The 25,561-nt window shown below is 61.2% G+C and carries 24 protein-coding genes and 2 pseudogenes; 11 read left to right on the forward strand and 15 right to left on the reverse strand.

The window, feature by feature from the left end; all coding sequences use genetic code 11:
• Nucleotides 1-83 precede the first annotated feature (83 nt).
• Complete coding sequence (gene elbB, locus J3P79_RS26055; RefSeq protein WP_434606822.1) at nucleotides 84-752, forward strand: isoprenoid biosynthesis glyoxalase ElbB; 669 nt, start codon at nucleotides 84-86, stop codon at nucleotides 750-752.
• A 55-nt stretch (nucleotides 753-807) separates the two neighbouring features.
• Here the strand turns inward: elbB and J3P79_RS26060 are convergent, their stop codons facing one another.
• Nucleotides 808-1,263: a YaiI/YqxD family protein gene (locus J3P79_RS26060; protein WP_030138151.1), complete on the reverse strand. Its 456-nt coding sequence runs from the start codon at nucleotides 1,261-1,263 to the stop codon at nucleotides 808-810.
• Nucleotides 1,264-1,377: 114 nt separating this feature from the next.
• The gene (locus J3P79_RS26065) at nucleotides 1,378-3,276 is read right to left on the reverse strand and encodes an FTR1 family protein (RefSeq protein ID WP_434606824.1); all 1,899 of its coding nucleotides are present in this window, start codon (nucleotides 3,274-3,276) and stop codon (nucleotides 1,378-1,380) included.
• 311 nt (nucleotides 3,277-3,587) lie between these two features.
• Here J3P79_RS26065 and J3P79_RS26070 point away from each other — a divergent pair, with 311 nt between their 5' ends.
• The 4 genes from J3P79_RS26070 (at nucleotide 3,588) to J3P79_RS26085 (ending at nucleotide 6,849) form a co-directional block, all read left to right on the forward strand.
• Complete coding sequence (locus J3P79_RS26070; protein ID WP_045157270.1) at nucleotides 3,588-4,982, forward strand: COG3014 family protein; 1,395 nt, start codon at nucleotides 3,588-3,590, stop codon at nucleotides 4,980-4,982.
• Nucleotides 4,983-5,000: 18 nt separating this feature from the next.
• Complete coding sequence (locus J3P79_RS26075; RefSeq protein ID WP_434606828.1) at nucleotides 5,001-5,372, forward strand: DUF1425 domain-containing protein; 372 nt, start codon at nucleotides 5,001-5,003, stop codon at nucleotides 5,370-5,372.
• A gap of 142 nt (nucleotides 5,373-5,514) precedes the next feature.
• Complete coding sequence (gene lpoB, locus J3P79_RS26080; RefSeq protein WP_030138155.1) at nucleotides 5,515-6,102, forward strand: penicillin-binding protein activator LpoB; 588 nt, start codon at nucleotides 5,515-5,517, stop codon at nucleotides 6,100-6,102.
• Between the two features lie 3 nt (nucleotides 6,103-6,105).
• Nucleotides 6,106-6,849 carry a penicillin-binding protein activator LpoB gene (locus J3P79_RS26085; RefSeq protein WP_434606831.1) on the forward strand — a complete coding sequence of 248 codons (744 nt, stop codon included), beginning with the start codon at nucleotides 6,106-6,108 and terminating at the stop codon, nucleotides 6,847-6,849.
• Nucleotides 6,850-6,925: 76 nt separating this feature from the next.
• On the opposite strand, the gene rhtB is transcribed toward J3P79_RS26085, so the two are convergent.
• From rhtB to J3P79_RS26100, 3 genes are all read right to left on the reverse strand, one after another.
• Nucleotides 6,926-7,558 (reverse strand): homoserine/homoserine lactone efflux protein, encoded by a 633-nt coding sequence (gene rhtB / locus J3P79_RS26090; protein ID WP_434606834.1) that lies wholly within the window; start codon nucleotides 7,556-7,558, stop codon nucleotides 6,926-6,928.
• A 91-nt stretch (nucleotides 7,559-7,649) separates the two neighbouring features.
• Nucleotides 7,650-8,231 (reverse strand): mechanosensitive ion channel family protein, encoded by a 582-nt coding sequence (locus J3P79_RS26095; RefSeq protein ID WP_039590218.1) that lies wholly within the window; start codon nucleotides 8,229-8,231, stop codon nucleotides 7,650-7,652.
• Entirely contained in the window at nucleotides 8,231-10,141 is a 1,911-nt protein-coding gene (locus J3P79_RS26100; RefSeq protein WP_434606837.1) for an ATP-binding cassette domain-containing protein, read from the reverse strand. Before J3P79_RS26100 ends, J3P79_RS26095 begins: the two co-directional genes overlap by 1 nt.
• A gap of 50 nt (nucleotides 10,142-10,191) precedes the next feature.
• Between J3P79_RS26100 and J3P79_RS26105 the strand changes: the two genes are divergently transcribed.
• Nucleotides 10,192-10,647 carry a TIGR02444 family protein gene (locus J3P79_RS26105; protein WP_434606840.1) on the forward strand — a complete coding sequence of 152 codons (456 nt, stop codon included), beginning with the start codon at nucleotides 10,192-10,194 and terminating at the stop codon, nucleotides 10,645-10,647.
• Here the strand turns inward: J3P79_RS26105 and J3P79_RS26110 are convergent.
• On the reverse strand, nucleotides 10,644-11,768 hold the full coding sequence (locus J3P79_RS26110; protein WP_434606843.1) for an AlgP family protein: 1,125 nt from the start codon (nucleotides 11,766-11,768) through the stop codon (nucleotides 10,644-10,646). The genes J3P79_RS26105 and J3P79_RS26110 overlap by 4 nt on opposite strands.
• Before the next feature lie 193 nt (nucleotides 11,769-11,961).
• Between J3P79_RS26110 and J3P79_RS26115 the strand changes: the two genes are divergently transcribed.
• A complete protein-coding gene (locus tag J3P79_RS26115; protein WP_434606846.1) occupies nucleotides 11,962-12,627 on the forward strand; it encodes an FKBP-type peptidyl-prolyl cis-trans isomerase in 666 nt (221 codons plus the stop codon).
• A gap of 57 nt (nucleotides 12,628-12,684) precedes the next feature.
• Here J3P79_RS26115 and J3P79_RS26120 read toward each other — a convergent pair whose 3' ends face one another.
• The 8 genes and pseudogenes from J3P79_RS26120 to J3P79_RS26155 form a co-directional block, all read right to left on the reverse strand.
• Entirely contained in the window at nucleotides 12,685-13,143 is a 459-nt protein-coding gene (locus J3P79_RS26120; RefSeq protein ID WP_039590209.1) for an Rsd/AlgQ family anti-sigma factor, read from the reverse strand.
• A gap of 178 nt (nucleotides 13,144-13,321) precedes the next feature.
• The gene (locus J3P79_RS26125; protein ID WP_434606849.1) at nucleotides 13,322-13,864 is read right to left on the reverse strand and encodes a disulfide bond formation protein B; all 543 of its coding nucleotides are present in this window, start codon (nucleotides 13,862-13,864) and stop codon (nucleotides 13,322-13,324) included.
• A gap of 263 nt (nucleotides 13,865-14,127) precedes the next feature.
• Nucleotides 14,128-15,375, reverse strand: coding sequence for a heme biosynthesis protein HemY (locus J3P79_RS26130; protein ID WP_434606851.1), 1,248 nt, complete (start codon nucleotides 15,373-15,375; stop codon nucleotides 14,128-14,130).
• Nucleotides 15,372-16,502, reverse strand: coding sequence for a uroporphyrinogen-III C-methyltransferase (locus J3P79_RS26135; protein WP_434611619.1), 1,131 nt, complete (start codon nucleotides 16,500-16,502; stop codon nucleotides 15,372-15,374). Before J3P79_RS26135 ends, J3P79_RS26130 begins: the two co-directional genes overlap by 4 nt.
• A 36-nt stretch (nucleotides 16,503-16,538) precedes the next feature.
• A pseudogene (locus J3P79_RS26140) lies at nucleotides 16,539-17,285 on the reverse strand (uroporphyrinogen-III synthase); the annotation flags it as partial.
• Entirely contained in the window at nucleotides 17,282-18,223 is a 942-nt protein-coding gene (hemC, locus tag J3P79_RS26145) for a hydroxymethylbilane synthase (RefSeq protein WP_434606853.1), read from the reverse strand. The gene hemC and the pseudogene J3P79_RS26140, both read right to left, overlap by 4 nt.
• Before the next feature lie 127 nt (nucleotides 18,224-18,350).
• A complete protein-coding gene (locus J3P79_RS26150; protein WP_434606856.1) occupies nucleotides 18,351-19,097 on the reverse strand; it encodes a LytR/AlgR family response regulator transcription factor in 747 nt (248 codons plus the stop codon).
• Nucleotides 19,094-19,243: pseudogene (locus J3P79_RS26155) on the reverse strand (sensor histidine kinase); the annotation flags it as partial. The gene J3P79_RS26150 and the pseudogene J3P79_RS26155, both read right to left, overlap by 4 nt.
• Before the next feature lie 315 nt (nucleotides 19,244-19,558).
• Here J3P79_RS26155 and argH point away from each other — a divergent pair.
• On the forward strand, nucleotides 19,559-20,953 hold the full coding sequence (argH, locus tag J3P79_RS26160; protein WP_434606859.1) for an argininosuccinate lyase: 1,395 nt from the start codon (nucleotides 19,559-19,561) through the stop codon (nucleotides 20,951-20,953).
• Nucleotides 20,954-21,079: 126 nt separating this feature from the next.
• Here argH and J3P79_RS26165 read toward each other — a convergent pair whose 3' ends face one another.
• Complete coding sequence (locus J3P79_RS26165; protein ID WP_434606862.1) at nucleotides 21,080-21,739, reverse strand: glutathione S-transferase family protein; 660 nt, start codon at nucleotides 21,737-21,739, stop codon at nucleotides 21,080-21,082.
• Between the two features lie 124 nt (nucleotides 21,740-21,863).
• Between J3P79_RS26165 and J3P79_RS26170 the strand changes: the two genes are divergently transcribed.
• The 3 genes from J3P79_RS26170 to J3P79_RS26180 all read left to right on the forward strand — a co-directional run bounded on the left by J3P79_RS26170 (nucleotide 21,864) and on the right by J3P79_RS26180 (nucleotide 25,559).
• Nucleotides 21,864-22,148: a hypothetical protein gene (locus J3P79_RS26170; RefSeq protein ID WP_434606864.1), complete on the forward strand. Its 285-nt coding sequence runs from the start codon at nucleotides 21,864-21,866 to the stop codon at nucleotides 22,146-22,148.
• Nucleotides 22,149-22,293: 145 nt separating this feature from the next.
• Nucleotides 22,294-22,539, forward strand: coding sequence for a TIGR02647 family protein (locus J3P79_RS26175; RefSeq protein ID WP_039590194.1), 246 nt, complete (start codon nucleotides 22,294-22,296; stop codon nucleotides 22,537-22,539).
• Nucleotides 22,540-22,715: 176 nt separating this feature from the next.
• Nucleotides 22,716-25,559 (forward strand): class I adenylate cyclase, encoded by a 2,844-nt coding sequence (locus J3P79_RS26180; RefSeq protein ID WP_434606867.1) that lies wholly within the window; start codon nucleotides 22,716-22,718, stop codon nucleotides 25,557-25,559.
• Nucleotides 25,560-25,561 lie beyond the last annotated feature (2 nt).

A 25,561-nucleotide genomic window follows, 5' to 3' on the forward strand; every position in this document is an offset into this window, starting at 1 on the left:
GTTAGGTGTAGCTGCCCGATACCCCTATGGCAACGAGTGACAAATTAGTAGACATTTAACGCCATGAATCTGGAGAAAAGCCCATGAGCAAAAAAGTTGCAGTGATCCTTTCCGGCTGTGGCGTGTATGACGGCGCAGAGATCCACGAAAGCGTGATCACCTTGCTGCGTCTCGACCAGCGCGGTGCGCAGGTCCAATGTTTCGCCCCGAACATTGCCCAACTGCATGTCATCAACCATCTGACTGGCGAGGAAATGCCCGAAAGCCGCAACGTGCTGGTGGAATCGGCGCGCATTGCCCGAGGCGACGTGAAGGACCTGCGCGAAGCCAAGGCCGAGGACTTTGACGCGCTGATCGTGCCCGGCGGCTTCGGCTCGGCGAAAAACCTGTCCAACTTCGCGGTGGAGGGTGCCGGCTGCACTGTCCAGCCCGAAGTCCTGGCGTTGACCGAAGCCTTTGCCGAGGCTGGGAAACCGGTGGGGCTGATGTGCATCTCCCCCGCCCTGGCGGCGAAAATCTACGGCCCGGGCGTGAATTGCACCATCGGCACAGATGCCGACACCGCCGCGGCCGTGACCAAGATGGGCGGGAATCATGAAGAGTGCCTGGTCACCGATATCGTCGAGGACACGGCGCGTAAACTGGTTAGCACACCCGCCTACATGCTGGCCAAGAACATCAGCGAAGCGGCTTCGGGCATCAACAAGCTAGTGGACCGGGTGTTGGAACTGACGCACGAGAACGACGACTGACAGAATGTTCAAAACTGTGGGAGCGAGATTGCTCCCACACAAGGTCCGGACAAGATCAGGACAAGCGAGCCAACCGCGTCAATATCCGATCCAGCGCATTGGCAAACCCTTGCTTGTCCCGCTCGCTGTAAGCGGCCGGGCCGCCGCCCATATGGCCTTGCTCGCGCAAGTCGGTGAACAGGTTGCGCACCGCCAGGCGATCGCCCATGTTCTGCGCGTCGAATTCCTTGCCCCGGGGGTCCAGGGCGGCGACGCCCTTCTTGACGAGACGGTCCGCCAGCGGCACGTCGGAGCAAATGACCAACTCGCCCGGGACAGCGTGCTCCACCAGGTAGTCATCCGCCGCATCAGGACCGCTTGGGACCACGATCAGCTTGACCAAGGCAAGGCCCGGCTTGATTTGCGGTTGCCCCGCAACCAGCACCACTTCGAACTGGCGCTTCAAGGCGAACTTGACCACCAGTTCCTTCGCGGCCTTGGGGCAGGCGTCTGCATCGATCCATACGCGCATCGCGTGGTTTCCTCTATCTAAAAAGCATCGCGAACAAGCTCGCTTCCACAGGGGCAGCCTACATCCTGTGGGAGCGAGCTTGCTCGCGATTATGAGCGCAGCGAATGCCGCCGTTCAGGAAACCTGGACCCGACGTTTCTCTGCCACCCAACTGCGCCCGTACAGCACAACAATCGCGGTAATCGCCACCACTTGGGCCGCCAGCGAATAAGCATCGGCATGGATGCCCAGCCAGTCGAACTCGAAGAACGCCACCGGCCGCGTGCCAAAGATCCCGGCCTCTTGCAACGCTTTCACGCCGTGGCCGGCGAACACTACCGACAGCGCACAGAGCAACGCGGCATTGATGCTGAAGAACAACGCCAACGGCAGTTTGGCCGAACCACGCAAGATCACCCAGGCCAACCCGACGAGCAACACCAACGCCGTCGCGCCGCCGGCCAACACGGCGTCATGGCCGGCGGGACCCGCTTGCAGCCACAAGGTCTCGTAGAACAGGATCACTTCGAACAACTCGCGATAAACCGAGAAAAACGCCAGGATCGCGAATCCGAACCGGCCACCGCCGCCCACCAGGCTGCTCTTGATGTAGTCCTGCCAGGCCGCGGCGTGGCGCCGATCGTGCATCCAGACACCCAGCCACAACACCATCACGCTGGCGAACAGTGCCGTGGCGCCTTCAAGCAATTCACGCTGGGCGCCGCTGACATCGATCACATACGCCGCCAACCCCCACGTCGCGAGGCCGGCAAGCAATGCCAATCCCCAACCGATGTTGACGCTGCGAACCGCCGACTGTTGGCCGGTGTTGCGCAAGAACGCCAGGATCGCCGCCAGCACCAGGATCGCTTCCAGGCCTTCGCGCAGCAGAATCAGCAAGCCGGAAATGTAGCTCAACGACCAGCTCAAGCCATCGCCACCCAACAGGCCGGCGGACTCCTTCAACTTGGCCTTGGCCGTGTCCAGGCGCTGCTGGGCCTGGTCCACTGGCAAGCCGTCCTGCAAGGACTGACGGAAAGCCATCAAGGCCTTTTCGGTGTCTTTGCGCACCGTGGCGTCGACGTTATCGAGGGAGCTCTCCACCAGCTCGAAGCCTTCCAGATAAGCCGCGACGGACAGGTCGTAGGCCTGGTCATGATCGCCAGCACGATACGCCGCGATGCTTTTATCCAACGTCGTGGCGGTGTAGTCGAGCAACTGGGCCGGGCCGCGCTGTACTTGCGGCGGCTGGGCACGTTGGGCGCGGAACGTCGCCGCTGCCGCGGGCCCTTGGGCAGCGAGGACTTCGGCCGGGGTCTGGCGGGCAAGGTCGGCTAGGTTGTAGGTCAGCTCGCTTTTGGCCGCAGCCGGGTCGGCGCTGAAGCTGGCAATGTAGGTCGCCAGGTCCCAGCGTTGGCGATCGTCGAGCTGATCGGCGAAGGCCGGCATGTCCGTGCCTTCGACGCCCATGCCCAAGGTGTTGTAGATCGCATAGAGGCTCAGCCGATCCAGGCGCTGGCCGTCACGCAGGTTCGAGGGCGGCGGCTCCAGGCCGACGCCGGCCGGGCCATCGCCGGCACCGGTGTCTCCATGGCAAACCGAGCAATTCTGGGCATACAACGGCGCGCCGCGTGCCGGGTCCGGAGTAATGATCGGCGCTTGGGTGACTTCATACGCCACCGCCAGCCTCGCACCCAGTTGCCGTGCCAGCCGGGCGACGTCGTTGCCATCCCGGCGCTCGGTGATCGCACCGCGCAGAGTACCGATACCCTGGGTCAATTCAGCCTTCTCCGGCTTGGTCGGCAGCGCAGCGATAAGGCCTTCCAGTACCTGGGTGAACTCCAGTTGCTCGCGATATTCAGAGTCGTCGATGACCTTTCCCGCCTCGACAGTCGCCGGGTAATCCGCCCCGATGTAATCCAACAAATGCAGGGCCTGGGGGGCGCCTTCGGCAGTGTCAGCCAGCAGATCGGCGCTGCATAACGCCAGCAACGGCAGCGCTAGCCAGGCAAGGAAACGAAACGGGGCAGCCATGAATGACTCTCGATTGGAAATAAGAAGTAACACATTGTTCACTTCCAATGCGCTTGGCTCAAGCACCGATGTGTTTCCGCGGCACATTTTCATCGGATCTTCATCCTTTGCATGTGACATCACAAAAACATCATTTAGAGATTAAAAAGCCACTACCGCATCAAACCTCCTGTTTATAATGCGCCGCCCTCTTATTTGTTGAAGGCATAAGAGCTCCTCTGGTCATGAGGAACTGACGGCGCCAACGCCCCGTTCGTGGATCGCCCCAGCCCGACCCGCACAACAGGCTGATATTCAGGGAAGAAGTGTTCATGGCAACCCGTGCCTATTTCTCGGTCGCCCTCTGCGCGACCACTCTGCTGTCCGGCTGTTCGGCCTTTCGCAACTACGACAGCGAGCTGGCCCAGACCAATCAACAGTTGGCCTCTGGCAACGTCGACGCCGCATTGACCCTGCTCGAAAAGAACAACAGCAGCCAGGACAAAGACCTGCTCTATTTCTTCGAAAAGGGTGAGCTGCTGCGCGCCAAGGGCGACTTGTCCGGCAGCCAGACGGCTTGGACCAATGCCGATCAACAGGTCGGCCAGTGGGAAGACGCGGTCAAGCTCGACACCGCCAAGTACCTCGCGCAGTTCGGCAGCTTCCTGGTCAACGACAAGGTTCGGCGCTACGAGGGCTATGACTATGAAAAAGTCATGCTCACCACGCAGATGGCCCTGAACCTGCTGGCCGTGAATGACTTCGACGGCGCTCGGTTGCAGATCAAGAAGACCCACGAGCGCGAGGCGGTGATCGCCGACCTGCGGGACAAGGAATACCTCAAGCGCGAGGAAGATGCCGAGAAACAAGGGGTCAAGACCGAGTACAAGGACCTCAAGGGTTACCCGGTCGCCAGCCTGGACGCGCCGGAAGTGGTCAGCCTGAAGAACAGCTACCAGAGCGCGTTCAGCCATTACCTGGCGGGCTTCGTCTACGAGGCGCTGGGTGAAAAAGACCTGGCCGCGCCGGGTTACCGCAAAGCCGCCGAACTGCGGCCCAACACCCCGCTGCTGGAACAGGCACTGCTCAACCTCGACAAGCCTGCCGCCAAGGACGACGACAGCGACATCCTGATCGTGGTGCAGAGCGGTCTGGCGCCGTCCCGGGATTCGATCCGTATCCCGCTGCCCCTGCCCATCAGCGGCAACGTGGTCATCACACCGCTGTCGTTCCCGCTGATCAAGCCGGACACCTCCACCGCCACGTTCGCCCAGATCGGCGTCGACGGTCGGCAACTGGACCTGACCCAGCTCAACAGCACCACGGCCATGTCGCGCAGGGCGCTACGTGATGACATGCCGGGGATCATCCTGCGCACCACCGTGCGCGCGGTGACTCGTGGCGTGGCGCAAAAGCAGATCAACGAAACCAATCCCCTGGCCGGCCTGGCCGTGGGCATTACCTCGGCCGTGCTTGAAGGCGCGGACACCCGGACCTGGCGCACCCTGCCTGACTACACCCAGGTGGTGCGCCTGCGCCTGAAGAAAGGCGAGCACCAGGTCACCTTGCCAAGCGCGGTAGGCGGCTCGGTCGTCAAGGTCAAGGTCGATCAGCGATACCAGGTCATCAGCCTGCGGGCGGTGGGCAACCAGGTTTTCGCCGGCGGCCTGGCGGCCCAGGTCATCCCGAGCGCCAATCCCACCGCCATCGCACTCAAGCAACCTTAAGAACGGAGTCTTGTTCACATGCGTTTTAAACTGATCGCCGTTGGCGCGCTGGCCTTGCTGGCCGGTTGCGCCACCCCACCGCCACCGGAGCCGGGCAGCGCCGCCAGCAAGGTCGTGGCGATGGGCAAGACCAAGAACATCGTGGTCGGCGCCATGCGCGTCGCCCGGGAAAACGGCTACATGACCGTCAACGTGCAGCTGAGCAATACCAGTTTCAACAACAAGAACATGTACTACCGCTTCGCCTGGCTGGGGCCGGAAGGCTTCCCCATTGCGGAGGAGGAAAGCTGGAAAAGCCTGACGCTGTACGGCGAACAGACCCGCTTCCTGCCGGCCATCGCACCGACACCCAAGGCTGTGGATTTCCGCTTGGAAATCAATACCCCTTGAGATAGATGCACATTTCATGTGGCGAGGGGATTTATCCCCGCTGGGCTGCGCAGCAGCCCCAATTTTAAACGAGCGCTGCGCGCTCGAACGGGGATAAATCCCCTCGCCACAGACCTTTTATTCAGTTTTCGAGAGCCCACACATGTTCCTACGCATTTCCTCCCTAGCCCTCGCCGCCCTGCTCGTCAGCGGCTGCGCCAACAACTCGCCGGTGCTGGGCAACAAGAACATCAGCTATGGCGATACCAAGGCCGTGGAAACCGTCACCAACGAATTCGGCTCCACCGACCTGCAAATGATCGCCGAATCCATGACCCGCTCCCTCGCGCAGTCCGGCGTACTGCAGGGCCGTCCGGTGGTCCAGGTCTATGACGTAAAGAACAAGACCAGCGAGTACATCGATACGCGGGAAATCACCACCAGCATCAAGACCCAACTGATGAAGACCGGCGCGGCGCGCTTCGCCAGCGACAACAACGCCATGGACAGCCAGGTCGACCAACTGAAGTTGCAGAACCAGAGCGGCTTGTACAAAAAGAGCACCGTGGCCAAGACCGGCAACATGATCGCCGCCAAATATCGCATCGAGGGCTCCATCAGCTCGATCGTCAAGCGCAGCGAAGACTACAAGGACGTGTTCTACAAATTCAGCCTGCAACTGATCGACGTCGAAAGTGGCTTGGCCGAGTGGATGGACGAAAAAGAAATCCGCAAGACCACGGAGCGTTAAGCCATGCGCACATGGATCGGCATGATGGCCCTGGCTTGCGCATTCACTGCGCAAGCGGCCCCAAGAGTCGCGGTGACGGACCTGGCGTATCAAGAGCGCGTCGAGGAATACATCCACACCGTTTCGGCCCAGAGCAACTTCCAGGCGAGCCCGTACAGTGCCAGCGCTTCGTCGAGCTACGACGAAATGGAGGCCACCAGCAGTTACATCGAGCAGGGTGAGCTGCGCAAGTTCACCGGCGATATCAAGGGCGAAATCCTGCGCAGCGGAATGTTCCAGCTGGTGCAAGGCACACCTTATACGGCCTCGTCCAAGGGCGACGTGTACGACGTGATCAAGCGCATCAAGGCGGGGAATTTCAAGGGCGCCGACTACGTGCTGTTCGGCACCGTGTCGGACATCGACTTCACCCGCGACATCAATGAGCTGGGCACTGCCGATAGCTACTCGGCGGTGCTTGCCCTGACGTTGGTGGCGGATTTCAGCTTGATCAATACCAAGACCTTCGAAATCACCTCGGCCTTCACCGCCATGGGCGAAGGCCAGGACACCAAGCTGCTGAACCACCGGGACGTGCGCATCAGCCTCAATCGGCCACGGGTCGTACGTGAAGTGTCCAAGGCGCTGGGGGAAGATGTGGCGCGCCAGTTGAGCGAACAGCTCGGCGGGCCGGTCAATGAACAAGCCGGCGAACCTGTGCAGCGCAACAGCCTGCCGAGGGACACGGCGCCAGTGATCCTGCGCTGATCAACATCGGTGGGGGTGCTTTTTGTGGCGAGGGAGCCTGCTCCCTCGCCCCGAAAGCTCTTCTTCTCCCCTGGGCCTACACCGCAGCCTTGCGGATCGTCGCCAGCAACCCCGCCGCACCAATGAACAATCCGGCAAAGGTCCGGTTCATCCGCCGTTGCTGCTTAGGGGTACGCAACAAGCGCAGTACCTTGGACGCCAGTCCGGTATACCCGGCCATGACAATCAGATCGACACAAACCATGGTCACGCCGAGAATCAGGTATTGCTGGACCAGGGGCGCATGAGGATCGATGAACTGCGGCAGCACTGCGAGCATGAACACCAGGGCCTTGGGGTTGCTGATGTTCACCAGGAAACCGCGAAATACCAATGCCAGGGGCTTGCCGATTGGCCGAACGGCCGCGTCGTCGCTGAGGTCGCCGGGAATCGCCCGCCATTGCTTGACGCCCAGGTAGACCAGATAGGCCACGCCGAACCATTTGATGGCGTAGAACGCGGTGGACGATGCGGTAAGGATTGCGCCGACGCCTGCCGCGACGATCGCGATTTGCAGTGCCAGGCCCAATTGCAGGCCCAAGGCATTCCAGTAGCCACGCCAGAAGCCGTACTGAAGACCACTGGACATCGAGGCAATGGCACCGGCGCCCGGTGAGAGACTGATAACCCAACAAGCGGCAAAAAACGCCAGCCACGTTTCTAGCAACATTGCACACCTCGGCTCGGACCCGTCGAAACGAATAAGCTAATGCGCCGCCGGGCGGATAACCACTGTTTTCTTCATGCGCCGGCAAATAAGGCTATTCGACGAAACCGCCAACCGGGAACGCCTCGCTGCCGCGCCAGCGCCGCACCGACCGTTGGAAGAACAGGCTGTTGGGCACCTGCACCATGGAGCTGCCGGTGCCGAGTTCCTCGGGCTCGATCAATGTGGTGTAGAGCAGATTGATCGCCACCACCCGCCCCTTGATGCCAGGCTTGTCGGTCGCTTCCACCAGCTCGACCACGTCGCCGAGACGGAACGGTCCGACGGTGTAGATCAGAATGGCGCACAGCAGGTTCGACAACACGCTCCAGATGGCGAAGAACGCGACCGCCGCAACGGCAACGAAGCCCGACAGTGCGGTCCACAGCACCGTGGCCGAGACGCCCAGGCGCTCCAGCGCCACCAGCACGGCACTGCCCATGATCAACCAGCGCAGCACGCCACGCAGGATGATCACCAGTTGGGTCGGCAATGGATAGCGCTCGCCGAGCCCCGTGAGGAAACGCGCGACGAAACGCTGGGCAACATAACCCACCAACAGGATCAGCAGGATTTGCACACCGAGCCAGATCGGCTCGATCCACATGACAGGTATGGGCAAGGACAACGCTTCCATCAGGACAACGCCTCCAGCTCCGCTTGCAGGTTTTCCAGCAACTCCAGGGCTTGCATCCACGCCTCCTCAAGTTCCGCTTCCCGAACCTTCAGCTTGGCCTGTTCGGCCAGCAGATCACGCAGCTCATCCTTGCGTGCTGCCTCGTAGAGACCACTGTCACCGAGGCTGGTTTCGATTTTCTGCAGCTTTTCATGCAGCTTGCCCAGCTCGGCTTCTAGCTTGTCGGCCTCGCGCTTGTGCGGCGCCAGTTGCTGACGCAGCGCCGCAGCGGCCTGGCGCTGTGCTTTCTTGTCGGTCTTGTCCGGGTTTACCGGCGTGCTGCTCACCGGTGCGTTGCGTTGGCGATAATCCACCAGCCAGCGCGCATAGTCTTCCAGATCACCATCGAACTCTTCGACCTTGCCGTCCGCGACCAGATAGAAATTGTCCGTCGTGCTCTTGAGCAAGTGCCGGTCGTGGGAGACGACCAGCACCGCGCCACTGAACTCCTGCAAGGCCATGGTCAGGGCCAGGCGCATCTCCAGGTCCAGATGGTTGGTCGGTTCGTCGAGCAGCAGCAGGTTCGGCCGTCCCCAGGCAATCAACGCCAGCGCCAGACGCGCCTTCTCGCCACCGGAGAAATTCAACACCGGTTCGTCGATGCGCGCCCCACGAAAATCGAAACCGCCGAGGAAATCCCTGAGTGTCTGCTCGCGCTCGGTTGGCGCCAGGCGCTGCAAGTGCAGCAGTGGGCTGGCCTTGGCATCGAGGGAGTCCAACTGATGCTGGGCGAAGTAGCCAACGACAGTGTTTTCACCCCGCGTCAGGCGCCCGGCCAAAGGCTCGAGCTCACCGGACAGGTTTTTGATCAGGGTCGACTTACCAGCACCGTTAGGCCCCAACAGACCGATCCGCGCGCCTGGGGTCAGTTGCAGCTTGACCTTTTCCAACACGGCTTTATCGCCATAGCCCAGTCGCGCATCGGACAAGTCGATCAGTGGGCTGGAAATCTTCGACGACTCGCGGAAAACAAAATCGAATGGCGAATCGACGTGGGCCGCCGACAGCTCTTCCATCCGCTCCAGCGCCTTGATCCGGCTCTGCGCCTGGCGAGCCTTGGTGGCCTGGGCCTTGAAGCGGGCGATGTAGCTTTCCATGTGCGCCCGCTGGGCCTGCTGCTTCTCGTAGGCTTGCTGTTGCTGCGCCAGGCGTTCGGCCCGGGCACGCTCGAAGGCGCTGTAGCCGCCGCGGTACAAGGTGAGCTTGCGCTGGTCGACATGGGCGACGTGATCCACCACGGCATCGAGGAAATCCCGATCGTGGGAGATCAGCAGCAGCGTGCCGGGATAACTCTTGAGCCAGTCTTCGAGCCAGATGATCGCGTCGAGGTCCAAGTGGTTGGTCGGTTCGTCGAGCAACAACAGGTCCGACGGGCACATGAGGGCCTGCGCCAGGTTCAGGCGCATCCGCCATCCGCCGGAAAAATCACCGACCTGACGGTCCATCTGTTCATTGGTGAAGCCCAGGCCGGCGAGCAGTTTCCGGGCGCGGGCGTCGGCGGTGTAGCCATCGGCACTGTCGAGTTCCGAATGCAGGCGGGCCTGTGCGGCACCGTCGTGGGCCGCTTCGGCCGCCGCCAGGTCACTTTGCACCTGGCGCAGGCGCAGGTCGCCATCGAGCACGTAATCCACCGCCAGGCGTTCGAGGGTATCGACCTCCTGGCGCATGTGGGCGATGCGCCAGTCGGCGGGCAGGAAGCAGTCGCCGGAATCCGGGTGCAACTCGCCGCGCAACAAGGCGAACAGGCTCGATTTGCCGGCGCCGTTGGCACCGATGAGGCCAGCTTTGTGGCCGGCGTGCAGGGTCAGCTCGGCGTCTTCTAGCAGACGTTGCGGGCCACGCTGTAAAGTCAGGTTCTGAAGTCGAATCATAATGGCGGCGGAGTCTACCAGCTTCGCTCGCAACTGGCGCGAGTAGCACGATGCCCTCTGATCTGTGGAGCTTTTCAATCAACCTCTATGCCAAGCCTGGCGTGGAATCCGCGTGCCTGGCCTTGCAAGCAGATGGCGAGAATGTCTGCCTGGTGCTCTGTGGGTTGTGGTTGGAGCAACGCGGTGTGAGCTGTGATGAGCAAAAGCTCCAGCAGCTTCAACATCTGGCCGGCCCCTGGGACTCCAGCGTCGTGCAGCCATTGCGGGCATTGCGCACCCAATGGAAAAAAACCGCGCTTCAGGATTCGAGGCTGGGGGGATTGCGAGAACAGATCAAGAAACTGGAACTGGAAGCCGAACGGCTATTGCTTGAGCGGCTGGAGGCAACCTCCGAGGACTGGCCGACGGGACAAGCTGCGGATTCAGCGCAATGGTTGCGAAAGCTTGTCGACCCAGCCAACCGCGACGCGCTGCAGCAGCTGCGCGTCGCGGTCTCCGGCGCTTAGGAAGCGCGGGTTGGAGTGGTGCTCGGGGCAGTGGCTACGCTCGGGTTCAGCGCCGGTGCGGGTGTGCCGGTCGTTGGCGCCGGGGTCGCCGTTGGGGCTGGCGCGGCAGGCTTGGCAACCGGAGCAGTAGCCGGTTTTGCAGCGGCGGGCTTGGCAGCGGCGGGCTTTTTCACGGCTGGCTTCGCAGCGGGCTTGGCTGCAGGTTTGGCAGCGGCCGGCTTGGTCGCCGCAGGCTTGGCCGCAGCGGTGGTGGCTGGTTTGGCCGCAGCCGGTTTAGCGGCAGGCTTAGCCGCAACTTTGGCAGGCGCCTTGGCAGCAGCGGGTTTGGCTGGCGATTTCGCAGCAGGCTTGGCAGCGGCAGGTTTTGCAGCAGCGGCCTTGGTCGCCGCTGGCTTGGCAGCGGGTTTGGCGGCCGCTTTGACAGCCGGTTTGGCAGCGGTGGCTTTCGTTGCAGCGGGCTTGGCAGCGGCGGTTTTAGCGGCAGGCTTGGCGACCACTTTTGCGACAGGCTTGGCGGCGACAGGTTTGGCTGCAGCTTTTACGACAGGCTTGGCGGCAGCTTTGGCGGCTGGCTTTTTCGCAACAGGTTTCACTGTGCTGGCAGCGACCGGTTTTTTCACGACAGGTTTAGTGGCTGGCTTGGCCGCCACCTTGGTTGCGGTTTTTGCCGCGACAGGTTTAGCCGCCGGCTTCTTGGCCGATACAACGGCAGGTTTGGCCGCGCGAAGAGACAGCGCCTTGCCTGCGGCTTCCTGGACGCGGCCAACACCTTGGGCCAGCTTCAGGCTTTCCTGGGCGTCACGCTTGAGTTGCAGGATGTAGGCGCGGGTTTCGGACTGACGATCCTTCAGGGCATCGAGCAGGTCCTCGAGTTCTTTCATGGCGTCCTTGGCCTTGGCTTGTGCCTTGGCCTTGCCGGCAGTTGCTGCGTCTTGCAGCTTGGTGCGCGACTTGTGCAGTTTTTCCTGCGCCTTGCCGCGTTGTTTTTCCAGCTTGGCGAGCAATTTTTCAGCATCAGCCAGGGCTTGGGAGCAGGCATTTTCCAGATGCTCGAGCAAGCTGCCCGACAGTTGTTGGAGCAAGTGCAACGGAGTGTTTACAGGCTTCTTGGTGGCCGACATGGTTTACCTCCTGACTGACGTGAGTGCGGCTCATACTAGACCTCTGCTGCAACCGCCGCTAGGGCATGTTGACACTACACAAGGCGTTGCGTTGCACGGGACAAAAAATCTTCTGCTCCATCGCCTGGGCAAATCAATTTTACTGTCAGCGGCACTGGCATAATCCCTCGAATCGAGGCCGGAGTAAGCACACATGTCGCGTCACCTTTTTTTACTTCTTTGCATGGTTTTCCCCGTGGCCCAGGCCACCGAAAAAACCAACGCAAACGAAGCCCGGGACCTGGCCTACAGTCTTGGCGCAAGCCTGGGGGAACGCCTGCGCCAAGACGTACCCGACCTGCAGATCCAAGCCTTGGTCGAGGGCCTGCAACAGGCTTATCTGGGCAAGCCGCTGGCGTTGGAGGATGAACGAATCGAACGCATCCTGGCCGAACACCAGGCCCGGCTGACGGCGCAAGCGGCAACCCCCCAGGACGTAGCGGCGCTAAAGACCGAGCAAAAATTTCTCAGCGATGAAAAAGGCCGGCCTGGTGTTCAGCAGTTGCCGGACGGCATCCTGCTGACCGAACTCAAGCCAGGCAGTGGTGCGAAAGCCGGCCCCCACGGCAAAGTCCAAGTGTTGTATGTCGGTCGGTTACCGGACGGCACCGTGTTCGATTCCAACCACCAGGCGCAATGGTTCAACCTTGATAGCGTGATCGATGGCTGGCGCAGCGCACTGCCGCAGATGCCGGTAGGCGCAAAGTGGCGACTGGTGATTCCTTCAGCCCTGGCCTACGGCGCCGAAGGTGCCGGAGACGTGATCCCGCCTTTCACGCCCCTGGTCTTTGAAATCGAACTGCTGGGCGCGGCGACCTGACGCGCACAAACGAAAAACGGCGCGCAATGCGCACCGTTTTCTGTCAGGAACGTTGGCTCAGGCCTGGACCGCAGCTTCTTCCTTGTGAGCGTTGTGCAGCACTTCGATCAGGCAATCTTCCAGTTCGAAACGTTCGTGCAACAAGCCGCCCAACTCCTTGAATTTTTCCGCTACGCACTTGCCCTCATCGCACAGGTCATTGAAGGCCAGCAGCTTCTCGGTGATGACATCGATACGCGGATAGATCGTGTCGGCCAGCTCCAGGCCGCGCTTGTCGTTGAAGGCCTTGGCCTCGCCCGTCAGTTGCTCGTAGATCTCGAAATGACCGGCGGATACATAGTCCACCAGCACACCGCAAAACTCCTGCAGGGGCTTGCGGCTTTCACTCAGTGCCTCAGGCTTGTCGCCAAGCGCATCATAGGCTCGAACCAGTTCATGACGCTCCTGCAACCAGCGGTCGATCAGCAGATGCACCCCACCCCAGCGTTCCTGAGCATTCTGACAACTTTCGAGCATGGTGATTTCTTCCCTTCTGAGTCACGCCCCTCGCCGCCTGAAACACACGCCTGAATGATCAGGAGCAAGCCAGACACAACATGATCGAGTGGCATGATTCCAATGATACGTGCGGGCCAGATTATGCCCGCGCGACAACTGCTTCAAGGTACGCAGGAGATAAAGTTCATACAAGTGTTTAATCCAGCGCCCGGACAAACTGCGACGTCTTGCCGCTGAATGGCCGTACCAGGGCATCCCAGGCCAGGCGTAGCAGCAGGTAGGTCATCGAAACAGAGACGGCCAGGAAAAACAGCAGGCTCCATTCGGGAATGCTCAGGTCGAACAGGGTCCAGGTCACATTCGCGCAGTCGATCAAGCCATTGGCAACATGACGCATGGCGTGCCACCACGAGTCCGCTCCTCTCAGGTGAGTCATACAGTCAGGTAGAAGCTCGACCGAATCGGTTTGCGCCAGGACATTGCGCCATGCCAGCACCAACCCGCCCGAAGCGAAAGCCCCCCCCATCGCAGCGTAGATGACACTGCCTTTTTGACCAGGGCCATGCACGCAGGCCGCCAGGCAGTTCATAAAGAACAGCATCAGGCACAACCGCTGCAAGATGCACAGGCTGCAGGGGGAAAGGCCGACCACATATTCCAGGTAACTGGCAATGCCAATAGCCAGGGCTGCGGCGATGGAAGCCATGAGAAACAAGAAGCGTGAGCTGGCCAAAGACATGGCGAATCCGTAACAGAAGAGACAGGCTGTAACGGTAGAGGAAAGCCCTCGGGCCTTTCAAGGCAGCCCCACGCAGACACTTCACCTGGGATGTAGCGAATTCCCGACAGGCATAAGGGGATTTAGCTCAGCCCGCTGTAGGACTTTACTGAGGGAATAATCAAAACCCCAAACCGGGCCGGGATCCACAACCGTTTGCCTCAAAAATATCCGGCCGATGCGGCTAAGGACTCACACCGACCTCAAGACTCATGATCACTGTCTCAAGTCGTCAGGACCTGTGGCGAAACCGGTAAGGGCGCGGCCAGAAGACGTTCATCCAGCAACCCCAACCCCTCCTGGAACAGTTGGTTACTGCGCTCGGCATCCCCCAGTTGCGCCAGCAGCCGCGCCAGTTCGGCGCATGCCTCGGGGTTGCGCTGCATGCGCAAGCTGCTTTCCAGATAATCCCTCGCCTTGCCCCACAGACTGTTTTGCAGGCACAGGCGTCCCAGCGTCAAGAGCAGGCCCGGATCCTCCGGATGTTCCTTGAGCCAGCCCTCAGCCACTTGCAATTGCCGGATCGGATCAGCGCCGCGGACCAGGCCATACAAGCGCGCCAAGTGGCTATCGTAATTTCGCTTGAGCGCGGCGCGCAGCACTTCTTCCGCCTCGACTTGGGCGCCCAACTGCCGAAGCTGCTCGGCATAAGCCAATACCAGTGCCGGCTCCTGGCGCTGGGCGGAAGTCAATTGCTGCCATGCGCGGTTGAGCGATTGCAGACCGATGCTGCCATCGGCTTCGCGGTGGGCTGCCAGGGTGAGGTTTTCACCCCAGGCGCGACGCTCCAGCTCTGCCAGTTCAGCGGCAGGCAGAACCTTATCCTTGCGCAGCTCGGGCAACAGCCGGATCACCGCGGACCAATCCCCACGCTGCTGATGCAAACGTTGCAGCTGGCGCAAGGCCTGGGCGTTATGAGGGTAGCGTTCATGCATGGCTTGCAGCGTACTCAACGCACCGTCGGTATCGCCCCGGTCCACTTGCAACTGGGCATGCGTCAGCGCGATAGCCAGTTCGGCCTGGGGCTGACGCTCCAGGGCGCGCTCCAGCAAACTGTCGCTCTGGTCGTAAAGGCCCTGCTCATTGGCCGCGCGGGCGGCTCCGAGGTAGTACAGCAACGGCTGTCGTTCGGCCTCGGCGGCGCGATGCAAATGCCGCTGGGCGCTGGCCCACCGCCCTTCGGCCAGATCCAACTGGCCGTGCTCGATCGCTACCTGGACACGACGACTGCGGTTGCGCCGCGACCACGGGTTGACCACGCCGGTGGAGGTGGTCACCAGACCGATCAACGCGCTGATGCCTCGCCACAGCAGCCAGAGCACCGCGATCACTGCCAGCGTAACCCACAGCCCGGCCTCGTAGCGGAAGTTCTTGTACGCCACCAACACGTAACCCGAATGCTCGGCGATCGCCACGCCCAGCACGGCGGCGACGGCGATGACCACGAATAGAATCACGTAGAGGCGCTTCATGGCGTGGCCTCCTGCTCGCCTGCCTTGGGCATTGGCTTGACCGATTCTTCGGCGTTCACGTTGCGGCGCTCAAGGTAGGCCTGGACGGCGCTGAGACTGCCTGTCAGGTCGGGAGTGACTACGGTCACCGGCATCTTGCCCAGCTCAACGACTCGCTCCAGCATGATCTTGCTTTGCGGGTTGTCCTGGTTGAAGTTGTTCTTGAGGACATCCCGGGCTTCGGCCAGTGCCTGGGTATATACCGGAGCCTGGCCGTTGAGGGCAGCCCATTGCGCCTGCTCCAGTGCCAGGCTCAGCGCCAGGCGCACCTGCATCAAGCTTTGGCCGGCCAGGAGCGGACGGACATTTTCATCGGCATTGAAATCGATGCGGATGTAGCGCGAGATCTGATCCCACCACTGCGCCCATCGGCTGGCACCATCGCCATCGGCGGTCAGCCCGAGCAGGGATTCACCACGATCCTTGTATTCGGGAGCGATCTCCGACAACTGTAGGACCTGGTCACGCAGGGCGCCCAGCTGGAGGAACAGGCCGGTACGATCCGGCTGCTCCGTGCTGCGCAACGCAGCGAGAGTCTTGGCCAGTTGTTCGCGGGCAGCGAAGGAACCGGGATCGTTTTGCTCGCGCAGGATTTCATCCGCGCCCTGCACCAGTGCCTGGGCACTGCTGATGTCCTGCAGGGCAGACAGTCGCAGGCTGGCCAGGCGCAACAAGTGTTCGGCTTCGGCAAGGCGCCAGTCCTTGCGGCTGGCACCGAGCACGGTTTCCAGGCGCTGGTTCAGGCGCTGCTGGTCGCCTTGCAGTTGAGCGACCTGACGCCGCCGCTCTTCCAGCTCTTGAGCCGGAGGCAGTTGTTCCAGGCGTTCACTCAGGCGCTGCTCGTTGAGCTTGAGGTTCTGGGCCTGGTCATTGAGTGCCTGGACCTGGGCGACCTGCTGCTGGGTGTTGGCTTGCAGATGACGCATTTGCCAAACGCCCCACCCACCCACGGCCACACCGGCAGCGCCCAACAATAACGCGACAATCGCCAGTCCGTTTCCGCGACGCGGCGCGACCGGGGCCGACGCATCCACCGGAACATCGATCGCTGGCTGGTCTTGATCTTTTGGCAAGGCTGTTTCGCTCACGTATCCATCCTTTGCATTAGAAAACGGCACGGATTGTTCCCGTAAAGCCGCCAGCAAAGCCGCGGCACTGGCGCCACGACAATCCACAACTGTCCGGGCCCCGGCGGCACGCGCCATCTCGGCGACCCTGGGGCTTGGCACAAACAAGGGTAGCCGCGCCAAGGCGGGCCACGCATCACCGGCCAGCCGGTGCAGATGCTCGAAGCTCTGCCCACTGCTGACCACCAGCGCGTTCAAGCGTTCCGCTTCGACCTTCGCCGGTAATTCGCCTTCGGCATACTTCGGCAAGCCGCGGCGGTACAGCTCCAGGTAATCGACACTAGCACCTTGCTCACGCAAACGCTCTGCCAGCAAACCGCGCCCACCCTCTCCACGCACAATCAAGACACGCGGCTCAGGCCGGTCGATAGCCTGGCGCAACGTTGCCAGCTCAAGCAAGGCTTCGCTGTCATCGCCGTCACCAGGGTAAGAAACGCGGAGACCGGCGTCGGCAAGAATTTGCCCGGTCGCAGCGCCCACGCTGAACCATGGCTGGTCAGGAAGATGCGGCCAATATTGGCGCAGCAACTCCACGCACAAGCGTGCCGCAGGCTTGCTCACCACGATCACCGCGCAGTACTGATCCACTGCCTTGAGCTTGGCTCGCTCGGATTCAGACAGGGGGATCGGCGTGATATCCAACAGTGGCAGGCTGCTGCTGTATATCCCCGCCTCTGCCAGGACATCCGCCAGCGCAGACGACTCTTCCGTCGGCCGGGTCAGCAGCAGGCGCCACCCGGTCACGCGTGGCCAGCCTCGCCGTAGACTTTCTTGAGGATGTCGTCGGCACCTTGGCCCAGCAGATCCTCGGCGACGCGCACACCCAATGCCTCGGCATCGCGACGCGGCGCCCGCGCCTCGGCGCTGAGCAGTTTTCCACCACTCGGGTCGCCCACCAGGCCGCGCAACCAGACTTGCTCACCTTCAAGGACGGCGTAGCAGGCGATCGGCACCTGGCAGCCACCGTTCAAATGCTTGTTGAGGGCGCGCTCGGCGAAGACTCGAGTGGCCGTGTCTTCGTGGTGCAGCGGCGCCAGCAGGGCATGGATCTCGCTGTCGGCGCTACGGCACTCGATGCCCACCGCCCCCTGCCCGCCGGCTGGCAGGCTGTCGTCGACGCTGATGGCCGAGGTGATGCGATCTTCGAAACCCAGGCGGATCAGGCCCGCGGCGGCGAGGATAATGGCGTCGTATTCGCCAGCATCGAGCTTGGCCAGGCGCGTATTGACGTTACCGCGCAGGAAACGGATCTGCAGATCGGGACGACGAGTCAACAGCTGCGCCTGGCGGCGCAGGCTCGACGTGCCCACCACGCTCCCGGCAGGCAGCGCGTCAAGGCTGGAGAATGTATTGGAGACAAATGCATCGCGCGGGTCTTCCCGCTCACAGATGCAAAAAAGGCCCAGGCCTTCGGGGAAGTCCATGGGCACGTCTTTCATCGAATGCACGGCGATGTCGGCTTCGTTGTCCAGCAAGGCTGTCTCCAGTTCCTTGACGAACAAACCCTTGCCACCGATTTTCGACAGTGGCGAGTCCAGCAGCTTGTCGCCGCGACTGACCATGGGCACCAGCGTCACGACCAGGCCCGGATGGGCCGTTTCGAGGCGGGCTTTGACGTATTCGGCCTGCCAGAGGGCCAAGGCGCTTTTACGGGTGGCGATGCGGATCTCGCGAGGGGACATGGATCAATCCGTACTTAAAAGATACGGCAGATAATAACAGCTCAGCCAAATCCGCTTTGACTTGAATCACGACCCCGCGGCCTCCCTGGCCGCCAATCCTGGAAACGGAACGCTTGATGGCGGCGCGCTAAAGCTGCTGCATCATCTTGCGGACGCCCGCTACATGCCGTCGGCTGACGATCAGCGCGTCGCCATTGAGCCCCTTGAGGTACAGCTGGAAATGTCCAAGTGGAGTACGTTGCAAGCGCTCGATACGTTCGCGGGCCACCAAGGCGTTGCGGTGGATGCGCACGAATCGCTCGCCGAATTCGTCTTCCAGGGCCTTGAGTGGTTCGTCCAGCAACACTTCGCCACTTTCGTGGCGCAAGGTCACGTACTTGTGGTCGGCGATGAAATAGACGACTTGGTTCAGAGGGATCAGCTCGATGCCCTTGCGGGTCCGCGCGCTGATATGGCTGCGTGGGCCACTGCCGCTTTCGGCGGCCGGACGGGTGAGTGCAGCCAATTGCGTGCGGTTCGGCCGCTCTGCCTTGCGCAGCGCCTCTTCCAGTGCCTCGGCCGCAACGGGCTTGAGCAAATAACCCACGGCACCGGTCTGCAATACCTCGGGAGGAAACTCGTCCCGAGTGGTGCAAAACACCACCGCCGGAGGTGACTCGCGCTCACAGAGCTTCGCCGCGACCTGCAAGCCATCAAGGCCAGGCATGCTGATGTCGAGCAGCACGATATCCGGCTTGTGACTATCGATTAAGGCCAATGCCTCTTCGCCATTGGTGGCGCTCGGCTCCAGGACACTGTAACCCTCGAGTTCCCCGAGCAGTCGGCTCAGGCGCTCGCGGGCCAGTGGTTCGTCATCAACGATCAGGACATTCATATTGCGCTGGATTCCTGCGTGAGTCTCGCACAAGGATAGCGTAGACAGGGGAAGTGACATCCGTCACCGCGATCCACGCTAAGACTCGTCCGAGGGCCAAAAAGTGCCGCGAGGCGGTTGCCTATCTTTACCAGCGCTTGCCGACCGATGCTCGAGGCCTGTTGTCGCACAGCGTCGCCACAGAGTTCGTTAAGACTCGATCTGACCAATATGAGCACCCCCCTTTATTGGTGCGTCCGATGCGTCCAGGATGAAAAAGCAAAGCCCTACCGTCCACTGTAGACGGTTGCCACGACGATATTGCTCAATCGAAAAATATCGTTGCGCGAAAAAGCTTTTGGATCCGGGGTATTTGCGGCAAAAAACCTGCCGACCAGTGCCAGCGCCAGCCCCGGCAACCCTGTTATCATCCGGGGCAGCCTTTAACCGCTACCTTTTTCCAGCCGATCACGAGCGAATTCATGAGCACTGACAAGACCAATCAGTCCTGGGGCGGCCGCTTCAGTGAACCCGTCGACGCCTTTGTCGCCCGCTTCACCGCCTCCGTCAATTTCGACCAGCGCCTGTATCGCCACGACATCATGGGCTCGATCGCCCACGCCACCATGCTGGCCAAGGTCGGCGTGCTCACCGATGCCGAGCGCGACAGCATCATCGATGGCCTGAAGACCATCCAGGGCGAGATCGAGGCCGGCCAGTTCGACTGGCGTGTCGATCTCGAAGACGTGCACATGAACATCGAGGCGCGCCTGACCGACCGCATTGGCGTGACCGGCAAGAAACTGCACACCGGCCGCAGCCGCAACGACCAGGTCGCCACCGATATCCGCCTGTGGCTGCGCGATGAGATCGACCTGATCCTCGCCGAGATCACGCGCTTGCAAAAAGGCCTGCTGGAGCAAGCCGAACGCGAAGCCGAGAGCATCATGCCGGGCTTCACCCACCTGCAAACGGCTCAACCTGTAACGTTCGGGCATCACATGCTGGCCTGGTTCGAGATGCTCAGCCGCGACTACGAGCGCCTGGTGGATTGCCGCAAGCGCACCAACCGCATGCCCCTGGGCAGCGCCGCGCTGGCCGGCACCACCTACCCGATCGACCGTGAGTACACCGCCCGACTGCTGGGCTTCGACGCCGTGGGCGGCAACTCGCTGGATAATGTCTCGGACCGCGATTTCGCCATTGAATTCTGCGCCGCCGCGAGCATCGCGATGATGCATCTGTCGCGCTTCTCCGAAGAGCTGGTGCTGTGGACCAGCGCCCAATTCCAATTCATCGATTTGCCCGACCGCTTCTGCACCGGCAGCTCGATCATGCCGCAAAAGAAAAACCCCGACGTGCCGGAACTGGTACGGGGCAAGAGCGGCCGGGTATTCGGCGCCCTGATGGGCCTGCTGACCCTGATGAAAGGCCAACCGCTGGCCTACAACAAGGACAACCAGGAGGACAAGGAACCGCTGTTCGACGCCGCCGACACCTTGCGCGATTCGCTGCGGGCTTTCGCCGACATGATCCCGGCCATCAAGCCCAAGCATGCGGTCATGCGCGAAGCAGCCCTGCGCGGTTTCTCCACCGCCACTGACCTGGCGGACTACCTGGTGCGCCGTGGCCTGCCGTTCCGCGATTGCCACGAGATCGTCGGCCATGCCGTGAAGTACGGCGTGGACAGCGGCAAGGATCTCGCGGAAATGAGCCTGGACGAACTGCGCCGGTTCAGCGACCAGATCGACCAGGACGTGTTTGCCGTGCTGACCCTGGAAGGCTCGGTCAACGCCCGTGACCACATCGGCGGTACCGCGCCGGCGCAGGTCAAGGCCGCCGTGGTGCGTGGACAGGCGCTGATTGCAAGCCGCTAAAGCCTAAAGCGTCGTCAGCAAGCTCGCTCCCACAGGGATTTCAGTGAACACAAATTTTGTGAACATGGAGATCAAATGTGGGAGCGAGCTTGCTCGCGATAGCGGTCGTCAGGACAACGAAACCACTCACTTCCTGGCAGCAATCTTCGCCAAAAAAGCCGGCATCTCTGCGTCCCTATCCGCCGCGATCCGTTGCACATGCGGATTCTGCCCCAGCAGTTCCATCAAGGCCTTCGCCTTCGGCATATCAGCCAGCAAATCGATATCGAACACTTTCTTGCCCACCTGCAAGGCCAGCGAAAGGCTGTAGTAGAAATACAGGTCAGCGAGACTCAGGCTGTCGCCCGCCACATAAGGCGAAAATTTGCCATGCCGATCGAGCGAAGCGAACCCCAACAGCAATTCGGCCTTGGATTTTTCCTTGATGGCATCAGCCACAGGCATGCCGAAAAACGCTTCCGCGTAACAGGCACGCCCAGGCAGCTCGATGTACAACTCGATTTCCCGGCACAAGGCCAATACCTGGGCACGTTCGAACGGGTCCGCAGGCAACAGGGCCTTGCCCGGCTGGGTTTGCTCGATGTATTCGAGAATCACGCTGGTCTCGTTGATGAAACCCAGCTCGGTCTTCAGCACCGGCACCTTGCCGCGCGGGCTGATGGCCAGCGCTTCCGGAGTCTGGGCGCCGAAGAACTGGACCTCTTCGAAAGGCACCCCCTTCTCCAGCAGGGCCAGCTTGACCATGTTGTAATAATTGCTGACAGAAAAACCATAAAGCTTGAGCATTCCATAGCCTCCAGGCCGTGCGGGGTTGGCAGCCTTGGGTTATAGACCGCCAAGGTGTTTCGCGCCAGGCGCATCACGCCCCTGAATGCAGGTAAACTGGCGCCCTTTCCTACAGGAACGTGCCATGAGCGAGCCAATCGACATCGACAACGACGAAGAAGAATTCGTCGAGAACACGCTGATTCAGGCCATCGAGAACCAGATCGAAAGCGACAACCCGCCAGCGGCCAAGGCCACGTTCAACAAGCTGACCCTGGTGGGTTATGAGCGTGAAGAAATCCTCAACCTGATGGCCCACGTGCTGGCGGTGGAAATCGACGCAATCCTGGAAGAAGACCGCCCGTTCAATACCGAGTGGTACGAAACCGCATTGCGCGCCCTGCCCGAATTGCCGCCGGAAAGGAACTGAGTTGTTCTTGTGGCGAGGTAGCTCGCTCCCTCGCCACAAAAAAGGACCTCAACAAAAAAGCATGACTCAGACACTGGACAGCTCGGCCAAGTGCGCTCACCTTAGTGACGCTGTCGTCCAAATTCCTAGAAAGTCTGGAGTCCTTATGTCGCTTACCCCTGAGCTGGTTGCCGAACTGGAAATCCTTGCACTCTTCAACCTGGACAGTTCCCAGGAAGGCCTGAAAATCCATCAGACCGCTGCCCCCAAAGCTATCGCCGCTGCCCAACGCCTGTTTGACAAAGAACTCATCACCCAACCCGATGGCGGTTACCTGACCAGCCTGGGCCGTGATGCCGCACAGAATGTGCAAACCGTCCTGACGATCCTCAGCGTGCAAGAAGCCGCCTGATTCTCTCCTCGCCCACGGAAATCCCTGGCATCGGGATTTCCGCAGGCGCACAGGCTCTTTCGTAAAAAATCCTGACGTCACCATCATTTTCAGCTTAAGAATTCCACGACTCGGGCGCTAACCTGCCATCACTTGTGCTTTCCCACGTTCGACGCCGCGAGCCGGTTTGAGCTGACATGACCCGCAACCACGAAATACGCCCCGATCTGGACGAGGGAATCGACCGCAAGGTCCTGAGCCAGTTGCGCGCGCGTTTCCTCAAGCTCAATACCGGACGCATGGAGCGCGCCCTCGAAGGGTTGTCGACCCGCCAACAGTGCGTGTTGACGTTGCTTCCGCTGTTTTTCCACGTCAACCATCCGCTGCTGCCCGGCTATGTCTCGGGCAGCACGCCCGCCGGGTTGTCGAATTACGAGCCCGACACAAACGTTCTCGCCGAGGCCCAACGGCTGACCCGCTCGTTCTCCTATAAAGCACGACATGGCAGCAACCCACCGCGACCGATCCTCGGCCTGTTCCTGATGGGCAGCCTCGGCACGCTCGCCCAGGCCGACCAGAGCGACATGGACGTGTGGGTGTGCCATGGGCCGGACCTGAGCGACGATGAGCTGGCCGAGCTGCGGAAAAAATGCCAACTGTTGGAAATCTGGGCCGCGACCCAAGGCGCCGAAGCGCATTTTTTCCTCATCGACCCGGCGCGATTCGTCCGCGGCGAGCGGGACAACCAACTCAGTTCCGATGACTGCGGCACCACCCAGCATTATCTGCTGCTGGACGAGTTCTACCGCACCGCCATATGGCTGGCCGGGCGCACGCCAATCTGGTGGCTGGTGCCTGTGTATGAAGAAGAAAACTACGAGCAATACACCCATACGCTGATTTCCAAGCGTTTCATTCGTGCCGACGAAACCCTGGACCTGGGACATTTGGCCTATATCCCGCCGGGGGAGTTCGTCGGCGCCGGGCTCTGGCAGTTGTTCAAGGGCATCGAATCGCCTTACAAGTCGGTGCTCAAGCTATTGCTGACCGAGGTCTACGCCAGCGAACACCCGAACGTCCGCTGCCTGAGCCTGCGCTTCAAACAGGCGGTGTTCGCCAATCGCCTGGATCTGGATGAGCTGGACCCGTACATGGTCGTTTATCGCCGCCTCGAGGAATATCTGGTCGCCCGCGGCGAGCCGGAACGCCTGGAGCTGATCCGGCGCGCGTTGTACCTCAAGGTCAATCGCAAGCTCACTGGCCACGCTCGCAGCAGTGGCTGGCAGCGCAACTTGCTGGAGCGCCTGGCTCGGGAGTGGGCCTGGGACCAGCGCCAACTGGCCCTGCTCGATAGCCGTAGCCAGTGGAAAGTCCGCCAGGTGAGCAATGAGCGGCGGGCCCTGGTCAACGAGCTGACCTACAGCTACCGCTTCCTGACCGAGTTCGCCCGCACCGAGAAAACCGTCAGCCTGATCAACAAGCGCGACCTCAATGTCCTCGGTCGACGGTTGTATGCGGCCTTCGAGCGCAAGGCCGACAAAATCGAATTCATCAACCCTGGCATTGCTCCGGACTTGGCGGAGGACACCCTGACACTGGTCCAGTCGCCAAACAAGAAAGAGCCTGGGCAGAATCAGTGGGGCTTGTACAACGGCAGCCTGAATGCCTTGGAATGGGAAAACTTCGCGCCCATCAAACGCAGCCGCGAGCTGCTTGAATTGCTCACCTGGTGCCATCGCAACGGTGTGATCGACAGCAGCACGCGCTTGGCGCTGCACCCTGGTGAAAGCGACCTGAGCGAGTTCGAGCTGTTCAACCTGCTGGGCAGCCTGCAACAGGCCATCGCCTTGCCCCTGGCCACGGTCGATGAAGTCCAGTTGCTGCACGCCAGCGTACCCAGCGAAGTGCTGATCCTGGTAAACGTCGGCGTCGATCCACTCAAGCATCACCGCGACCTGAACATCCTCATGACCACCGAGCGCACGGACTCCCTGAGCTACGCCGGGGTTCGGGAAAACCTGGTGCTCACCCTCGACCAGGTCACGCTCAATAGCTGGAATGAAGTACTGGTCAACCGCTTCGATGGCGAGCACGCCCTGCTCGATTGCCTGCGCGACTACCTCAACGCCTTGCCCACGATACAACGCCAACCGCGCGTGCAGGTCCGGTGCTTCTGTCATAACCGCGCGCAATTCATTGCGCGCCGGGTCGAAGAAGTCATCGAGACCACCCAAGCCTTGCTACTGAGCAAACTCAACTACCGGTATCTGCTGCAAGTCCAGCAGCACTATCACGTACTGGAACTGGTGCCGGGCCAAGTCAACCATGTGGCGCTGGGCAGCCTGTCGGCGCTGATGGATTATCTCGCAGAAGAGCTGACCGCCTACAGCCCGCTGCACCTGGATTCAATGGCGCTCGAAGAACACGACGTGGCGCTGATCCTGCCCATGGGTCAACCCGAGTGCATCCAGGTGTTCTACAGGGTCTACGAAGACGAAGCCGAGCTGTATGTGCTCGATGAACTCAATGCCTTGTGGCAACAGCGATTGCCATATCACGATGAACAAAGCCTGCTGGTGCCGCTGCAACGTTTCCTGCAATCGGTGCTGTACCGCCGCGATGCGCTGCTGCCGATGGACGTTGCCCAGCCGCTGGCGCTGGAAATCCTGTATTACCAGCTCCTGCCTTCGGGGAACGGGCGGGCCCGGCGGGTCGAATCACGGCAGGCACCGCAGACGCCCGTTAATAAACCCTTTTACGACGTACAAGGGATCATCGGCAAAGCAGCGCACGGGCAGGTGCACGTCACCCTGTATTGCGACCAGCGGGAATTTTCGGAACTGGAGCATGGCGACCAACTGTTCCAGGTGGTCGCCAGGGAAATCGTCGGGCAGCGCCGCGAAGCCGAACGCTACCGCTGCTATATCACCGACCTTGACCTCTCCGGCCTGGTGGGCGACGGCGCGTGCTCAAGCATTCTGTACCTGCGCTACAAAGCCGACCTGGAACATGCGCTGAACGAGGCGCTGATCCAGGTCTGACG

Origin of the sequence: Pseudomonas sp. R1-7, from assembly GCF_051132105.1 — a bacterium.
GTDB lineage: Bacteria > Pseudomonadota > Gammaproteobacteria > Pseudomonadales > Pseudomonadaceae > Aquipseudomonas.

Coding starts and splice junctions, on each gene's coding strand:
- hemC (WP_434606853.1), bottom strand. CDS start 18,223: ATGTCCCCTCGCGAGATCCGCATCGCCACCCGTAAAAGCGCCTTGGCC.
- argH (WP_434606859.1), top strand. CDS start 19,559: ATGAGCACTGACAAGACCAATCAGTCCTGGGGCGGCCGCTTCAGTGAA.
- J3P79_RS26150 (WP_434606856.1), bottom strand. CDS start 19,097: ATGAATGTCCTGATCGTTGATGACGAACCACTGGCCCGCGAGCGCCTG.
- J3P79_RS26115 (WP_434606846.1), top strand. CDS start 11,962: ATGTCGCGTCACCTTTTTTTACTTCTTTGCATGGTTTTCCCCGTGGCC.
- J3P79_RS26065 (WP_434606824.1), bottom strand. CDS start 3,276: ATGGCTGCCCCGTTTCGTTTCCTTGCCTGGCTAGCGCTGCCGTTGCTG.
- J3P79_RS26170 (WP_434606864.1), top strand. CDS start 21,864: ATGAGCGAGCCAATCGACATCGACAACGACGAAGAAGAATTCGTCGAG.
- lpoB (WP_030138155.1), top strand. CDS start 5,515: ATGTTCCTACGCATTTCCTCCCTAGCCCTCGCCGCCCTGCTCGTCAGC.
- J3P79_RS26125 (WP_434606849.1), bottom strand. CDS start 13,864: ATGTCTTTGGCCAGCTCACGCTTCTTGTTTCTCATGGCTTCCATCGCC.
- elbB (WP_434606822.1), top strand. CDS start 84: ATGAGCAAAAAAGTTGCAGTGATCCTTTCCGGCTGTGGCGTGTATGAC.
- J3P79_RS26120 (WP_039590209.1), bottom strand. CDS start 13,143: ATGCTCGAAAGTTGTCAGAATGCTCAGGAACGCTGGGGTGGGGTGCAT.
- J3P79_RS26100 (WP_434606837.1), bottom strand. CDS start 10,141: ATGATTCGACTTCAGAACCTGACTTTACAGCGTGGCCCGCAACGTCTG.
- J3P79_RS26095 (WP_039590218.1), bottom strand. CDS start 8,231: ATGGAAGCGTTGTCCTTGCCCATACCTGTCATGTGGATCGAGCCGATC.
- J3P79_RS26165 (WP_434606862.1), bottom strand. CDS start 21,739: ATGCTCAAGCTTTATGGTTTTTCTGTCAGCAATTATTACAACATGGTC.
- J3P79_RS26070 (WP_045157270.1), top strand. CDS start 3,588: ATGGCAACCCGTGCCTATTTCTCGGTCGCCCTCTGCGCGACCACTCTG.
- J3P79_RS26085 (WP_434606831.1), top strand. CDS start 6,106: ATGCGCACATGGATCGGCATGATGGCCCTGGCTTGCGCATTCACTGCG.
- J3P79_RS26130 (WP_434606851.1), bottom strand. CDS start 15,375: ATGAAGCGCCTCTACGTGATTCTATTCGTGGTCATCGCCGTCGCCGCC.
- J3P79_RS26110 (WP_434606843.1), bottom strand. CDS start 11,768: ATGTCGGCCACCAAGAAGCCTGTAAACACTCCGTTGCACTTGCTCCAA.
- J3P79_RS26175 (WP_039590194.1), top strand. CDS start 22,294: ATGTCGCTTACCCCTGAGCTGGTTGCCGAACTGGAAATCCTTGCACTC.
- J3P79_RS26105 (WP_434606840.1), top strand. CDS start 10,192: ATGCCCTCTGATCTGTGGAGCTTTTCAATCAACCTCTATGCCAAGCCT.
- rhtB (WP_434606834.1), bottom strand. CDS start 7,558: ATGTTGCTAGAAACGTGGCTGGCGTTTTTTGCCGCTTGTTGGGTTATC.
- J3P79_RS26060 (WP_030138151.1), bottom strand. CDS start 1,263: ATGCGCGTATGGATCGATGCAGACGCCTGCCCCAAGGCCGCGAAGGAA.
- J3P79_RS26180 (WP_434606867.1), top strand. CDS start 22,716: ATGACCCGCAACCACGAAATACGCCCCGATCTGGACGAGGGAATCGAC.
- J3P79_RS26075 (WP_434606828.1), top strand. CDS start 5,001: ATGCGTTTTAAACTGATCGCCGTTGGCGCGCTGGCCTTGCTGGCCGGT.